Consider the following 12,519-nt stretch of genomic DNA (forward strand, 5'->3'; position numbering starts at 1 on the left):
ACCCGCGCACGCCTCGAATTGTCTCCGTATCGAGGACTTTAGTAAGGTCTTCAGTAAACCGCTGTATTGTACAATAACTCGCTATACGCAATGGCGCCAGTCGGACCTCTCCCCGGCGCCTCCTCCGCCGCACGGCGCCTTCCGTCCGGGCGTCCGGCATTCGCCGCGGCGTCTCACATTCTGGTTTCCCCCTCATGGCCTTCCTGCTCCATCAAGCCCGCTTCTTCACGACGGTCAATCATTTGCGTGACCTGCCGGCCACGGCGCAGCCCGAGATCGCGTTTGCAGGGCGTTCCAACGCAGGGAAATCGACGGCCATCAACGTGCTGTGCAACCAGAAGCGGCTCGCCTTCGCCTCGAAGACGCCCGGGCGCACGCAGCACATCAACTACTTCTCGGTGGGGCCGGCCGCGGAGCCGGTGGCGCACGTCGTGGACCTGCCCGGCTACGGGTACGCCGAGGTGCCGGACGCATCGAAGGCGCACTGGGAGGAACTGCTGTCGCGCTATCTGCAGACCCGCGCCCAGTTGCGCGGCCTGATTCTCATGATGGACGCCCGCCGTCCGCTGACCGAACTGGACCGGCGGATGATCGAGTGGTTCGAACCCACCGGCAAGCCGATCCATGCGTTGCTGACGAAATGCGACAAATTGACGCGTCAAGAGAGTACCAATGCGCTGCGCATGACGAAGAAGGGCTTCGACGAATATCGGGCAGCCGGCCACACGGGCGAACTCAGCGCACAGCTCTTCTCTTCGCTCAAGCGCATCGGGCTGGACGAAGCGCACGAATTGATCGAAAGCTGGATTGCGCCGGCCGAGCACGCCGGCGAGGCGGAAGCGGCAGCGGAATAACGGCGAGCATACATGCGACATGCCGTCGCGGCGGCCCGGCTACGGAAACGCCCGTTTGTTGGGCACGGCGACGGCCCCGTCATTCCGGGCGCCCATAAAAAAACCCGCCGGGTTGGCGGCGGGTTAACAGCCTAATCGAAAAACGACAGGCACCCGCTCAGGGAGGAGAAGCGGGGAGTCCGGCGCAGAGCGCCTCGCTCGATCGGTATGATATACCATTGACCTGAAAAGTTTCTGCCACGCGGGAACCGCTGCGTCCCGCCCTTCTGCCGTCCTCTCCCACGATATCCGACATGAGCTTCTACCCTCATCTCCGTCCGCGCCGCATGCGACGCGACGACTTCTCGCGCCGCCTGATGCGCGAAACCATCCTCACCACCAACGACCTGATTTACCCCGTTTTCGTCGTAGAAGGCGAGAACGTGCGGCAAGCGGTGCCGTCGATGCCTGGCGTCGAACGCGTCTCCGTCGATCTGCTGATGCGTGTGGCCGAGCAATGCGTCGAACTCGGCGTGCCGGTCATTTCGCTCTTTCCGGCCATCGAGCCGTCTATCAAAACGCCCGACGGCCGCGAAGCCGCCAATGAAGCCGGCCTGATTCCGCGCGCCGTGCGCGAGCTGAAAAGGCACTTCCCGGATCTGGGCGTGCTCACCGACGTTGCGCTCGACCCGTACACCAGTCACGGCCAGGACGGCGTGCTCGACGAAGCCGGATACGTGGTGAACGACGAGACGGTCGAAATCCTCGTTCAGCAGGCGCAAGCGCAAGCGCAAGCGGGCGTCGATATCGTCGCGCCGTCGGACATGATGGACGGCCGCATCGGCGCGATCCGCGAGATGCTCGAGAGCGAGGGCCATATCCACACGCGCATCATGGCATATTCGGCGAAATACGCGTCGGCGTTCTATGGCCCGTTCCGCGATGCAGTGGGTTCCGCGTCGAACCTCGGCAAGAGCAACAAGATGACCTACCAGATGGACCCGGCGAATAGCGACGAAGCGCTGCGCGAAGTGCGCCTCGATATCGAAGAAGGCGCCGATATGGTGATGGTCAAGCCGGGCATGCCGTATCTGGACATCGTGCGCCGCGTGAAGGACGAGTTCCGTTATCCGACCTACGTGTATCAGGTGAGCGGCGAGTACGCGATGCTGAAAGCGGCCGCCCAAAACGGCTGGCTCGATCACGATAAGGTGATGATGGAATCGCTGCTCGCGTTCAAGCGCGCAGGCGCGGATGGCGTGCTCACTTACTTCGCGCTCGACGCAGCGCGGATTCTGCGCACGCAGCGATAGTCCAGGCTGTCTGTCGCCCCGGTTGCGGCTTTAGGCACACAAAGTAAAAGAGGCACATCGGTTTTCGTCCGATGTGCCTCTTTTACATGATGTGTTGTGTTCGTTGCAGTAGCGCGCGTCGATGCAGTGCCGCGTGCGCCGCTAGGACTGCGGTGGCGCCGCGCGATCCAGGCTGCGCAGGAAGCGGTCGGCAGATTCGTAGCCGACTACGCGCAGAACCTCTCTGCCGGTCTGGTCGAAGAAGATGATCCCCGGCGGTCCGAACAGGTCGAAGCGCTTGAGCAGAACCTGGTCGTCCGTGTTGTTCGCCGTCACGTCGGCGCGCAGGAGATTGAGCTGCTTCAGACGGCGTTGCACGCGCGGGTCGCTGAAGGTGAACTTCTCCATCTCCTTGCAGCTGACGCACCAATCCGCGTAGAAGTCCAACATAGCCGGCTTCAATGCGGTCTTCACCGCGTCGTCAAGCTGCGTCGACGAACGCACCGGCGCAAACGCGAGCTGGTTAGGCGATATGCCGCTGCCCGAGCCGGCTTCGTTGCCCCGGGCTGCCAGAACGGCGAGCGGACGAAGCGGGTCGGACGACCCCGCAGCCAGGCCCACGAGTAACGTCGCGCCCCAGATGGCCAGCGCCGCGCCAACGCCACGCCCGAGGCGGCGCCACGGCGTCGGACCACCCGAGTTCGGCGTGAAGAGGCCGAGCGCAGCGGCGGCAATCAACAGCCAAACGGCAGCAAGCAGCATCCTCGTCCCGCCGCCCGACACCGGCCAGACGATCCACAAGGCGGCGGCGAGCAGGATCACGCCGAAGAACACCTTCACGCCATCCATCCACGCGCCGGCACGCGGCAACAGCGCGCCAGCGCCCAAGCCCAGAACCAGTAGCGGCACGCCGAGGCCCAGCCCCATCGCAAACAGCGCCGCGCCGCCCAGCAAGGCGTTTCCGGTGTGCGCGATAAACGCCAGCACAGCAAAGAGTGGGGCTGTCATACAGGCGCCAACCACCAGCGCCGAAAGCGCACCAAGTGACGCGACTGCCGCGTACTTGCCGGTGGGTCGACCTTGCGTCGCGCGCGACACGCCGTCCTGCCAACGACGCGGCAACGCGATGTCCATACCGCCGATCAGCGCGAATGCGAATATCGCGAGCAGAACGGCGAAAGCACCGAGCGCCCATGGGTTCTGCAACCATCCGCCAAGGCTCTGCCCGACGAAACCGGCCACGATGCCAAGCACCGTATAGACGAGCGCCATGCCCAGCACGTAAGCAAGCGACAGCGCGAACCCGCGCGTACGTGTAACGCCTGCGCCTTCGCCAATGATGATGGCCGACAGGATAGGCACCATCGGGTACGAACAAGGAAGCAGGCTCAGCACCGCGCCGGCGACAAAGTAGAGCGCGACGACGGCGAGGAAACCGCCCTTCGTCAGCAACTGCTGTGCGTAGTCAGCGCTTGTGACGCGGTCGTACCAAGGACCGCTTGAATCGGCACCGCTACGGGCAGCGGTAGCGGCCGTGCCCGGCGCCGAGCTCGAGGCCTGCAGCGCGGCGCCGCTCACGTGATATGTGCGCACCATGGGCGGGTAACAGATTCCCGCATCTGCGCAACCCTGCGACGTGACGGCCAGGTCAAATCCGGCTGTCGCCTGCTTCACGGGAACGCGGATGGTCAACTCGTTGCGATACGTCTCCACGTTCTTCTGGAATGTCGTATCGAACTTGACGTGGCCGGGCGGCAACTGCGGATCGCCCAAGGTGCCACTGCCTTTTTGCACTGCGAACGTGAACCGCTCACGATACATGTAATAGCCATCCGCGATACGGTAGTGAACGTCCACCTCGCCGGGCTGCTCGGTGGCGCTGAAGCGGAATGCGGCGTCGGGGTCCAGGAAGTCGTCGGCCGCTTGCGCGAGGCCCGCCCCGAGCAGCATCCCGAAGAGACTGCAGAGCAGCAGAACGATTGCGCGCATCACGCGAGCCGCGCGCTGATGAGGACGATTAAACATGAAGCGGGCGTTGGGTTTCGGCGATGATCCATTGGCCATAGGCCGGCGTGGCGGCGACCTGCCACGAGAGCACTTCCGGCGTTTCGTATGGGTGATGGCTCTGGATGAACTGTTCAAGCTCCAGTGACCGGGCGGCACTCGTCTTGAAGAGCAACTGGATCTCGTCGGCGGATTCGATCTTGCCTTGCCAGTGGTAATTCGAATGCACCGAGCCTAGCTGCGTCACGCAGGCGGCGAGGCGTGCATCGAGCGCGTTGGACGCGAGTTGCTGGGCGGTCTGCACGTCGGGCACAGTGGTCAAAATCAGGGTCACGTTGACGCTCACAGCCGCTCCAAAACGTCGAGAATCAGGGTGCACCTATCGTACCACCTGATCCGCGTACACTTCGGCGGTCGCCCGCACGGATAGCCAACCAGTCAGGACCGGGCGCGCAGACGCAAAAAAGCCAGGCTTCGGCCTGGCTTCTTCTGTACATCAAGAGAACGAGGAAAGCTTATTCAGCTTCCTGGACCTCTTCCGCTTCCACCGTTTCCGGACGGTCGAGCAGCTCGACGAGCGCCATCGGAGCGTTGTCGCCCACGCGGAAGCCGAATTTCAGGATGCGGAGGTAACCACCCGGGCGGTTGGCGAAGCGCGGACCCAGCACGTCGAACAGCTTCGTGACCGAGTCGCGGTCGCGCAGGCGGTTGAATGCGAGGCGGCGGTTTGCCAGCGACGGCTTCTTGCCGAGCGTGATGAGGGGCTCGACAACCTTGCGAAGTTCCTTCGCCTTCGGCAGCGTGGTCTTGATGACTTCGTGCTCGATCAACGAGTTGGACATGTTACGGAGCATTGCCAGACGGTGGCTGCTCGTGCGGTTCAGTTTCCGCAGGCCATGACGGTGACGCATTTCAGTTTCCTTGAATCAAAGTTTTGATCCAGCTCTTCTATCGCCCAGGACAAGCCGTAGGCACGGGCCGGTAGTGAAAAAAGCAAGACGCGGATTTTAAAGGAAAATCCGCGCCCTTACCAGCGGCGGGACAGGCCCGCCTCAATGCTTGCTGCAGGCAGTTACTTGTCGAGACCAGCCGGCGGCCAGTTTTCGAGCTTCATACCCAAGGTGAGGCCGCGCGAAGCGAGCACTTCCTTGATTTCGTTCAGCGACTTGCGGCCCAGGTTCGGCGTCTTCAGCAGCTCGTTTTCGGTGCGCTGGATGAGGTCGCCGATGTAGTAGATGTTCTCGGCCTTCAGACAGTTCGCCGAACGAACCGTGAGTTCGAGGTCGTCCACCGGACGCAGCAGAATCGGGTCGATTTGCGGAGCACGTGACGGCGCTTCAGCAGCGGCTTCGGTCCCTTCCAGTGCCGCGAACACCGACAGCTGATCGACCAGAATGCGAGCCGACTGGCGGATCGCCTCTTCAGGCGAGATCACACCGTTGGTTTCGATGTTCATCACGAGCTTGTCGAGGTCGGTACGCTGTTCGACACGCGCGCTTTCCACCGAGTAGCTCACGCGACGCACCGGCGAGAACGACGCGTCCAGCACGATACGGCCAATGATCTTCGCCGTTTCGTCGCCGTAGCGGCGCACGTTGCCCGGCACATAGCCACGGCCCTTCTCGATCTTGATCTGCACGTCGAGCTTGCCACCCTTCGACAGGTGCGCGACCACGTGATCCGGATTGATCACTTCGCAGTCGTGCGCGAGTTCGATATCGCCCGCCGTCACGACGCCTTCGCCTTCCTTGCGCAGCGTCACCGTCACTTCGTCACGGTTATGCAGCTTGAACACCACGCCCTTCAGGTTCAACAACAGGTTGACCACGTCCTCTTGCACACCGTCGAGCGTCGAGTATTCGTGCACGACGCCTGCGATCGTCACCTCGGTCGGCGCGTAGCCCACCATCGACGACAGCAGTACGCGCCGAAGCGCGTTGCCCAAGGTGTGGCCATAACCGCGTTCAAACGGCTCCATGACCACTTTCGCGTGGTTGTCGCCGAGCGATTCCACTGCGATGATCTTGGGTTTCAACAAACTGGTTTGCATAGGTTTTCCTTTTCAATACCCTCGGCTCGTTACACCGATAAGGCTGACCGGTAACAACCTGAAAATAAACAGCCGAGGCAACCCCTTGCGCAACGCAATACGGGTACCCCGGCCGTCAATCCGATTACCGCGAATACAATTCGACGATCAGGCTTTCGTTGATGTCGCCAGCGATATCGCTGCGCTCCGGCATGCCCTTGAAGACGCCTTCGAACTTCTTTGCGTCGACCGACACCCAGCTCGGCATTCCGCCTTGCTCGGCCAGCGACAGCGCCTCGACGATGCGAGCCTGCTTCTTCGCCTGTTCACGCACTGCCACCACGTCGCCCGCCTTGACTTGCAGCGACGGGATGTTGGCGACCTGACCGTTCACGAGGATCGCCTTGTGGCTCACCAGCTGACGCGCTTCAGCGCGCGTCGAGCCGAAGCCCATGCGATACACGACGTTGTCGAGGCGCGACTCGAGGAGTTTCAGCAGGTTTTCGCCGGTGTTGCCCTTGCGGCGGTCAGCTTCGGCGAAGTAGCGGCGGAATTGACGTTCGAGGACGCCATACATGCGCTTCACTTTTTGCTTTTCGCGCAGCTGCGTGCCGTAGTCCGACGTACGGGCGCCGGAGGTACGACCGTGCTGACCCGGCTTGCTATCGAGCTTGCACTTGTCGGCGAGCGAGCGGCGCGCGCTCTTCAGGAACAGGTCGGTGCCTTCACGGCGGGACAGCTTGGCCTTCGGGCCGATATAACGTGCCACGTTGTATTCCTTTGATGATTGATCACGCGAACATCCTGCCTTCGCGCTAGTCCGGACCCTTTGGGCCGAACAGTGGGCTTAGTCGATTCAATAACGCAAGCAACCCGTCGACGCACGAGGCGGCAACAGGCGCTGGCAAAAGCGACGTCTTAGATACGGCGGCGCTTCGGCGGACGGCAGCCGTTGTGCGGCACCGGAGTCACGTCGGAGATCGCGGTGATCTTGATGCCAAGACCATGCAGCGCGCGCACCGCAGACTCACGGCCAGGACCCGGGCCCTTGATCCGCACTTCGAGGTTCTTCACGCCGTATTCCATCGCAACGCGACCAGCCGACTCGGCTGCGACCTGAGCTGCAAACGGCGTCGACTTGCGCGAGCCCTTGAAGCCCTGACCGCCCGACGTTGCCCAGGCAAGCGCGTTGCCTTGACGGTCGGTGATCGTGATGATGGTGTTGTTGAACGACGCGTGAACGTGAACCACGCCCTCGGCGACGTTCTTCTTGACCTTCTTGCGAACGCGTTGCGCCGCGGTGTTGTTCGAAGCCTTAGCCATTACGTTTCCCTGTAACTGTCAGTTCCGCTTACTTCTTCAGCGCCTGAGCTGCACGACGCGGACCCTTACGGGTGCGGGCATTCGTGCGCGTGCGCTGGCCGCGCAGGGGCAGGCCCTTGCGATGGCGCACGCCGCGATAGCAGCCGAGGTCCATCAGGCGCTTGATGTTCATCGTCACTTCACGGCGGAGATCGCCTTCGACGACAAACTTGCCGACTTCCTCACGCAGCTTTTCGAGGTCTGCGTCGGTCAGATCTTTGACCTTCTTGTTGAACGGGACACCAGCTGCGGCGCAGATATTGCGCGAGCGCGTACGGCCGACGCCATAAATCGCGGTCAGACCGATTTCGGTGTGCTGGTGGTTCGGGATGTTAACCCCTGCGATACGAGCCATTGTTTTTCCTCAAACAAAAAGCGCAGGCAAAAGTGCGCCTGTCTCAATCAGCCTTGACGCTGCTTGTGGCGCGGATCCGAGCTGCAAATCACGCGCACGACGCCGTTGCGCTTGATGATCTTGCAATTGCGGCACATCCGCTTAACCGATGCCATCACTTTCATGATATTACCCTTTTTTCAAATCACTTCGCCCGGAATACGATCCGCGCACGCGATAGATCGTAAGGCGTCAGTTCAACCGTAACCTTGTCGCCGGGCAGAATACGGATGTAGTGCATCCGCATCTTTCCGGAAATATGTCCCAGCACGACATGGCCGTTTTCCAGCTTCACCCGGAAGGTAGCGTTCGGGAGGTTTTCGATGACCTCACCTTGCATCTGGATTACATCGTCTTTGGCCATAGTCCTTTCAACGCATCGGGACGCCGCCACCCTTGAAGTTGGCCTTCTTGAGCAGCGATTCATATTGTTGCGACATCACGTACGACTGCACTTGCGCCATGAAGTCCATCGTGACGACGACGATGATCAGCAGCGACGTTCCGCCAAAATAAAACGGCACGTTCCAGCGCAGCACCAGAAATTCAGGCAGCAAACACACGAACACGATATAGATTGCACCGGCCAACGTCAGACGCGTCAGGATGCGGTCGATATAGCGTGCCGTCTGGTCGCCCGGGCGAATACCCGGTACGAACGCGCCGCTCTTCTTCAGGTTGTCCGCGGTTTCCCTGCTGTTGAACACCAACGCGGTGTAGAAGAAGCAGAAAAACACGATTGCCAGTGCATACAGCAGCACATAGACCGGCTGGCCCGGCTTCAGCGCTTCGGCAACGTTGTGCAGCGTGTCGGCAAACCAGCTGTTACGCGACCCGGAGCTGAACCAGTTCAGGATCGTTGCCGGGAACAGGATGATCGACGACGCAAAGATCGGCGGAATCACGCCCGACATATTCAGCTTCAGCGGCAGATGCGACGACTGTCCGCCGTAAATCTTGTTGCCAACCTGGCGCTTCGCATAGTTCACGAGAATCTTGCGCTGGCCGCGTTCGATGAACACCACCAGATATGTCACCGCGGCAATAAGCACCACGATGAAAATCGCCGACACCGGACCCATCGAGCCCGTTTGCACGAGCGACACGAGCCCGCCGATCGCATTTGGGAAACCCGCTGCGATCCCGCCGAAGATGATGATCGAGATACCGTTGCCCAGCCCGCGCTCCGTGATCTGCTCACCCAGCCACATCAGGAACATCGTACCGGTCACGAGCGTAACGACCGTCGTCAGGCGAAACACCATGCCCGGATCGATCACGAGGCCCGGCTGGTTTTCCAGCGCAACCGCGATACCGAACGCCTGGAAGGTCGCCAGAACTACCGTGAAGATGCGCGTGTACTGCGTAATCTTGCGTTGGCCGGCTTGCCCTTCCTTCTTCAACGCCTCGAGCTGCGGCGATACGATCGCGAGCAACTGCATGATGATCGACGAGGAGATGTACGGCATGATCCCCAAGGCGAAAATCGTGAAGCGCGACAGCGCGCCACCCGAGAACATGTTGAACATGCCAAGGATGCCGCCAGACTGGCTCTGGAACAGCTTCGCCAGCTGGTCCGGGTCGATGCCCGGCACCGGAATGTGCGCGCCGATCCGATAGACAACCAGCGCCAGCAGCAGGAATACTGCTCGCCGACGCAGGTCGCCGAACTTCGGCGCGCTCCGTCCGGTTTTTGCGAAACTCGGGCTGTTAGCCAAGTAGCTTCTCCGATGCAAATGCTAGTGACGGCAGGCGAACCTGCACGTTACTCGGCAAAAGAACCGCCAGCCGCTTCGATCGCGGCGCGCGCGTTCTGCGTCGCACCCAGACCCTTCACAACGATCTTGCGCTTAAGCTCGCCCGTCGCGATGATCTTAGCGCTCTTCGTCAGCTCGCCGACGAGGCCAGCCTGCTTGAGCGCCAACAGATCGATTTCGTCGACCGGCAGCTTTTCCAGATCAGCCAGACGCACTTCACCAACGAATTCCTTCGTCAGCGAGGTGAAGCCGCGCTTCGGCAGACGGCGTTGCAGCGGCATCTGACCGCCTTCGAAGCCGACCTTGTGGAAGCCGCCCGAACGCGATTTCTGACCCTTGTGACCACGACCTGCGGTCTTGCCGAGGCCGGAGCCGATGCCACGGCCGACGCGACGCTTCGCGTGCTTCGAGCCTGCTGCCGGCTTCAGGTTATTCAATTCCATAATCAACTCCTTGAGTCCCTGGTCAGCCACTTAGCCGATGACCTTAACAAGGTACGAGACCTTGTTGATCATGCCGCGCACAGCCGGCGTGTCCTGCAGCTCGGAAACCGAGTTGAGGCGGCGCAGGCCGAGGCCGCGCACAGTGGCGCGGTGCGATTCGCGGGTACCGATCAGGCTCTTGACGAGCTGGACCTTGACAGTTTTTTCAGACATGGTGCCCACCTTAGCCCAGAATTTCTTCGACGGACTTGCCACGCTTGGCCGCGATGTCAGCCGGCGTGGACTGCTTGCGCAGGCCGTCGAGCGTCGCGCGAACGAGGTTGTACGGGTTCGTCGAACCGTGGCTCTTCGCCACAACGTTCTGCACGCCCATCACGTCGAACACGGCGCGCATCGGACCGCCGGCGATCACGCCCGTACCGTCCTTCGCCGGAGCGAGGAGAACGGTCGACGCACCGTGCTTGCCGTGCACTTCGTGCTGCAACGTGCCGTTCTTCAGCGGCACCTTGAACATGTTGCGACGAGCCTGCTCCATTGCCTTCTGGACAGCGACCGGCACTTCCTTCGCCTTGCCTTTGCCCATACCGACGCGGCCGTCACCGTCGCCAACCACGGTCAGTGCGGCGAAGCCGAGAATACGGCCACCCTTCACGACCTTGGTCACGCGGTTGACCGAAATCATCTTTTCACGAAGGCCGTCGTCGCGCTCGTCAGCCTGAACTTTCGCTTGCATCTTTGCCATGACGAATTCCTTCCTTAGAACTTGAGCCCGGCTTCGCGCGCAGCATCAGCCAGCGCCTTCACGCGGCCGTGGTAGCGGAAACCCGAGCGGTCAAAGGCGACGGATTCGATGCCGGCAGCCTTGGCCTTTTCTGCAATACGCTTGCCGATCAGGGTCGCGGCAGCGACGTTGCCGCCCTTGCCCGACTGGTCGGCGAGTTGCGCACGCACTTCGGCTTCGAGCGTCGACGCACTGGCGAGCACCTTGGTGCCGCAGGGCGAGAACACTTGCGCATAGATGTGCATGTTCGTGCGATGCACGGCCAGACGCGCGACCTGCAGCTCGGCGATCTTGATACGCGTCTGACGAGCGCGGCGCAGGCGAGATTGAGTCTTATCCATGATTGCGCACCCTTACTTCTTCTTCGTTTCTTTGAGGATCACAACCTCGTCGGCGTAGCGCACACCCTTGCCCTTGTAGGGCTCAGGCGGGCGGTAACCGCGGACTTCCGCTGCTACCTGGCCGACTTTCTGCTTGTCGATCCCCTTGATCACGATTTCCGTTTGCGACGGGGTCTCAGCCTTGACGCCTTCCGGCATCTGGTGCACCACCGGGTGCGAGAAACCCAGCGACAGGTTCAGCTTGTCGCCTTGCGCCTGAGCACGATAGCCAACGCCAACCAGCGTCAGCTTGCGCTCGAAACCCTTCGTCACGCCTTGCACCATGTTCGCAATCAACGCGCGCATCGTGCCCGACATCGCATTTGCTTCGCGGCTTTCGTCAGCCGGCTCAAGCTTCAGCGTGCCGTTGTCGTTCACCACCTTCACCAGGCTGTTCGCAGCTTGCGAGATTGTGCCCAACGGACCCTTGACGATAATGCGGTCGTCGCTGATCGTCGCCTCTGCGCCTTGCAGCGCGATCGGGCTCTTACCTACTCGAGACATGTTTCCTCTCCTTCGGCGTTAAGCGACGTAGCAGATGACTTCGCCGCCCACGCCGTTGGCGCGCGCTTTGCGATCGGTCATCACACCCTTGGGCGTCGAAACGATCGCCACGCCGAGGCCGTTCATGACCTGGGGGATATCGTTACGACCACGGTACACGCGCAGACCGGGCTTCGAAACGCGCTCGAGGCGCTCGATGACCGGACGGCCAGCGTAGTACTTCAACGCGATATTCAGCTCCGACTTCGCACCTTCGGTCTTCACCGCGAAGTCTTCGATATAGCCTTCGTCCTTCAGGACCTGCGCAATCGCAACCTTGACTTTCGACGAGGGCATCGTCACCGAAACCTTCTCGACCATCTGCGCATTGCGGATGCGAGTCAGCATATCGGCGATAGGATCACTCATGCTCATTTATGTTTCTCCTATTACCAGCTCGCCTTGGTCAGGCCAGGGATCTCGCCACGGAATGCGATTTCGCGAATCTTGTTACGTGCGAGCCCGAACTTGCGGAACGTGCCACGCGGACGACCCGTGATCGCGCAACGATTACGCTTGCGAGTCGGGTTCGAGTTGCGAGGCAGTTGTTGCAGTTCGAGGCGGGCTGCGTAGCGCTCTTCTTCCGACTTCGTTTGGTCGTCGATGATCGCCTTCAGCGCCGCGCGCTTCGGTGCGTACTTGGCCGCAAGGCGGGCGCGCTTCTTTTCACGTTCGATCAGTGCCAGTTTAGCCACAGTAAC

Annotated in this window: 19 protein-coding genes; 2 read left to right on the top strand and 17 right to left on the bottom strand. The window is 61.3% G+C overall.

Features of this window, described 5'->3' with window-relative positions; genetic code table 11:
- Positions 1–194 precede the first annotated feature (194 nt).
- Positions 195–854 (top strand): ribosome biogenesis GTP-binding protein YihA/YsxC, encoded by a 660-nt coding sequence (gene yihA, locus U0042_RS17690; protein WP_114813994.1) that lies wholly within the window; start codon positions 195–197, stop codon positions 852–854.
- A 293-nt stretch (positions 855–1,147) separates the two neighbouring features.
- Entirely contained in the window at positions 1,148–2,146 is a 999-nt protein-coding gene (hemB, locus tag U0042_RS17695) for a porphobilinogen synthase (protein WP_198665387.1), read from the top strand.
- A 141-nt stretch (positions 2,147–2,287) separates the two neighbouring features.
- Here hemB and dsbD read toward each other — a convergent pair whose 3' ends face one another.
- The 17 genes from dsbD to rpsN form a co-directional block, all read right to left on the bottom strand.
- Positions 2,288–4,150, bottom strand: coding sequence for a protein-disulfide reductase DsbD (dsbD, locus tag U0042_RS17700; protein WP_114813991.1), 1,863 nt, complete (start codon positions 4,148–4,150; stop codon positions 2,288–2,290).
- Positions 4,143–4,475 (bottom strand): divalent-cation tolerance protein CutA, encoded by a 333-nt coding sequence (cutA, locus tag U0042_RS17705; RefSeq protein ID WP_114813990.1) that lies wholly within the window; start codon positions 4,473–4,475, stop codon positions 4,143–4,145. Before cutA ends, dsbD begins: the two co-directional genes overlap by 8 nt.
- Positions 4,476–4,644: 169 nt before the next feature.
- The gene (gene rplQ, locus U0042_RS17710; protein WP_114813989.1) at positions 4,645–5,040 is read right to left on the bottom strand and encodes a 50S ribosomal protein L17; all 396 of its coding nucleotides are present in this window, start codon (positions 5,038–5,040) and stop codon (positions 4,645–4,647) included.
- A 161-nt stretch (positions 5,041–5,201) separates the two neighbouring features.
- Positions 5,202–6,179: a DNA-directed RNA polymerase subunit alpha gene (locus U0042_RS17715; RefSeq protein WP_114813988.1), complete on the bottom strand. Its 978-nt coding sequence runs from the start codon at positions 6,177–6,179 to the stop codon at positions 5,202–5,204.
- A 124-nt stretch (positions 6,180–6,303) separates the two neighbouring features.
- The gene (gene rpsD / locus U0042_RS17720; RefSeq protein ID WP_114813987.1) at positions 6,304–6,927 is read right to left on the bottom strand and encodes a 30S ribosomal protein S4; all 624 of its coding nucleotides are present in this window, start codon (positions 6,925–6,927) and stop codon (positions 6,304–6,306) included.
- Positions 6,928–7,076: 149 nt separating this feature from the next.
- Entirely contained in the window at positions 7,077–7,481 is a 405-nt protein-coding gene (gene rpsK / locus U0042_RS17725) for a 30S ribosomal protein S11 (protein ID WP_017777173.1), read from the bottom strand.
- Between the two features lie 28 nt (positions 7,482–7,509).
- Positions 7,510–7,875 (bottom strand): 30S ribosomal protein S13, encoded by a 366-nt coding sequence (gene rpsM / locus U0042_RS17730; RefSeq protein WP_017777172.1) that lies wholly within the window; start codon positions 7,873–7,875, stop codon positions 7,510–7,512.
- A gap of 47 nt (positions 7,876–7,922) precedes the next feature.
- On the bottom strand, positions 7,923–8,039 hold the full coding sequence (rpmJ, locus tag U0042_RS17735; protein ID WP_026121918.1) for a 50S ribosomal protein L36: 117 nt from the start codon (positions 8,037–8,039) through the stop codon (positions 7,923–7,925).
- Positions 8,040–8,059: 20 nt separating this feature from the next.
- Complete coding sequence (gene infA, locus U0042_RS17740; RefSeq protein WP_004521905.1) at positions 8,060–8,278, bottom strand: translation initiation factor IF-1; 219 nt, start codon at positions 8,276–8,278, stop codon at positions 8,060–8,062.
- Between the two features lie 7 nt (positions 8,279–8,285).
- Complete coding sequence (gene secY, locus U0042_RS17745) at positions 8,286–9,632, bottom strand: preprotein translocase subunit SecY (RefSeq protein WP_114813986.1); 1,347 nt, start codon at positions 9,630–9,632, stop codon at positions 8,286–8,288.
- Between the two features lie 47 nt (positions 9,633–9,679).
- The gene (rplO, locus tag U0042_RS17750; RefSeq protein ID WP_114813985.1) at positions 9,680–10,114 is read right to left on the bottom strand and encodes a 50S ribosomal protein L15; all 435 of its coding nucleotides are present in this window, start codon (positions 10,112–10,114) and stop codon (positions 9,680–9,682) included.
- A gap of 30 nt (positions 10,115–10,144) precedes the next feature.
- On the bottom strand, positions 10,145–10,327 hold the full coding sequence (gene rpmD / locus U0042_RS17755) for a 50S ribosomal protein L30 (RefSeq protein ID WP_004202755.1): 183 nt from the start codon (positions 10,325–10,327) through the stop codon (positions 10,145–10,147).
- 10 nt (positions 10,328–10,337) lie between these two features.
- Positions 10,338–10,856, bottom strand: coding sequence for a 30S ribosomal protein S5 (gene rpsE, locus U0042_RS17760; protein WP_004197945.1), 519 nt, complete (start codon positions 10,854–10,856; stop codon positions 10,338–10,340).
- 14 nt (positions 10,857–10,870) lie between these two features.
- The gene (gene rplR, locus U0042_RS17765; RefSeq protein ID WP_017777168.1) at positions 10,871–11,236 is read right to left on the bottom strand and encodes a 50S ribosomal protein L18; all 366 of its coding nucleotides are present in this window, start codon (positions 11,234–11,236) and stop codon (positions 10,871–10,873) included.
- A gap of 12 nt (positions 11,237–11,248) precedes the next feature.
- On the bottom strand, positions 11,249–11,779 hold the full coding sequence (rplF, locus tag U0042_RS17770; protein WP_114813984.1) for a 50S ribosomal protein L6: 531 nt from the start codon (positions 11,777–11,779) through the stop codon (positions 11,249–11,251).
- Between the two features lie 18 nt (positions 11,780–11,797).
- The gene (rpsH, locus tag U0042_RS17775) at positions 11,798–12,193 is read right to left on the bottom strand and encodes a 30S ribosomal protein S8 (RefSeq protein WP_114813983.1); all 396 of its coding nucleotides are present in this window, start codon (positions 12,191–12,193) and stop codon (positions 11,798–11,800) included.
- 14 nt (positions 12,194–12,207) lie between these two features.
- Positions 12,208–12,513 carry a 30S ribosomal protein S14 gene (gene rpsN, locus U0042_RS17780; protein ID WP_017777165.1) on the bottom strand — a complete coding sequence of 102 codons (306 nt, stop codon included), beginning with the start codon at positions 12,511–12,513 and terminating at the stop codon, positions 12,208–12,210.
- Positions 12,514–12,519: the final 6 nt, after the last annotated feature.

It is taken from the genome of Paraburkholderia kururiensis (assembly GCF_034424375.1).
GTDB classification, from domain to species: Bacteria; Pseudomonadota; Gammaproteobacteria; order Burkholderiales; family Burkholderiaceae; genus Paraburkholderia; species Paraburkholderia kururiensis_A.

Bases quoted from the DNA above. Each gene is read 5' to 3' on its own strand.
- yihA (WP_114813994.1), top strand. From the start codon at position 195: ATGGCCTTCCTGCTCCATCAAGCCCGCTTCTTCACGACGGTCAATCAT.
- hemB (WP_198665387.1), top strand. From the start codon at position 1,148: ATGAGCTTCTACCCTCATCTCCGTCCGCGCCGCATGCGACGCGACGAC.
- dsbD (WP_114813991.1), bottom strand. From the start codon at position 4,150: ATGTTTAATCGTCCTCATCAGCGCGCGGCTCGCGTGATGCGCGCAATC.
- rplQ (WP_114813989.1), bottom strand. From the start codon at position 5,040: ATGCGTCACCGTCATGGCCTGCGGAAACTGAACCGCACGAGCAGCCAC.
- U0042_RS17715 (WP_114813988.1), bottom strand. From the start codon at position 6,179: ATGCAAACCAGTTTGTTGAAACCCAAGATCATCGCAGTGGAATCGCTC.
- rpsK (WP_017777173.1), bottom strand. From the start codon at position 7,481: ATGGCTAAGGCTTCGAACAACACCGCGGCGCAACGCGTTCGCAAGAAG.
- rpsM (WP_017777172.1), bottom strand. From the start codon at position 7,875: ATGGCTCGTATCGCAGGGGTTAACATCCCGAACCACCAGCACACCGAA.
- rpmJ (WP_026121918.1), bottom strand. From the start codon at position 8,039: ATGAAAGTGATGGCATCGGTTAAGCGGATGTGCCGCAATTGCAAGATC.
- infA (WP_004521905.1), bottom strand. From the start codon at position 8,278: ATGGCCAAAGACGATGTAATCCAGATGCAAGGTGAGGTCATCGAAAAC.
- rplO (WP_114813985.1), bottom strand. From the start codon at position 10,114: ATGGAATTGAATAACCTGAAGCCGGCAGCAGGCTCGAAGCACGCGAAG.
- rpmD (WP_004202755.1), bottom strand. From the start codon at position 10,327: ATGTCTGAAAAAACTGTCAAGGTCCAGCTCGTCAAGAGCCTGATCGGT.
- rpsE (WP_004197945.1), bottom strand. From the start codon at position 10,856: ATGGCAAAGATGCAAGCGAAAGTTCAGGCTGACGAGCGCGACGACGGC.
- rplR (WP_017777168.1), bottom strand. From the start codon at position 11,236: ATGGATAAGACTCAATCTCGCCTGCGCCGCGCTCGTCAGACGCGTATC.
- rplF (WP_114813984.1), bottom strand. From the start codon at position 11,779: ATGTCTCGAGTAGGTAAGAGCCCGATCGCGCTGCAAGGCGCAGAGGCG.
- rpsH (WP_114813983.1), bottom strand. From the start codon at position 12,193: ATGAGCATGAGTGATCCTATCGCCGATATGCTGACTCGCATCCGCAAT.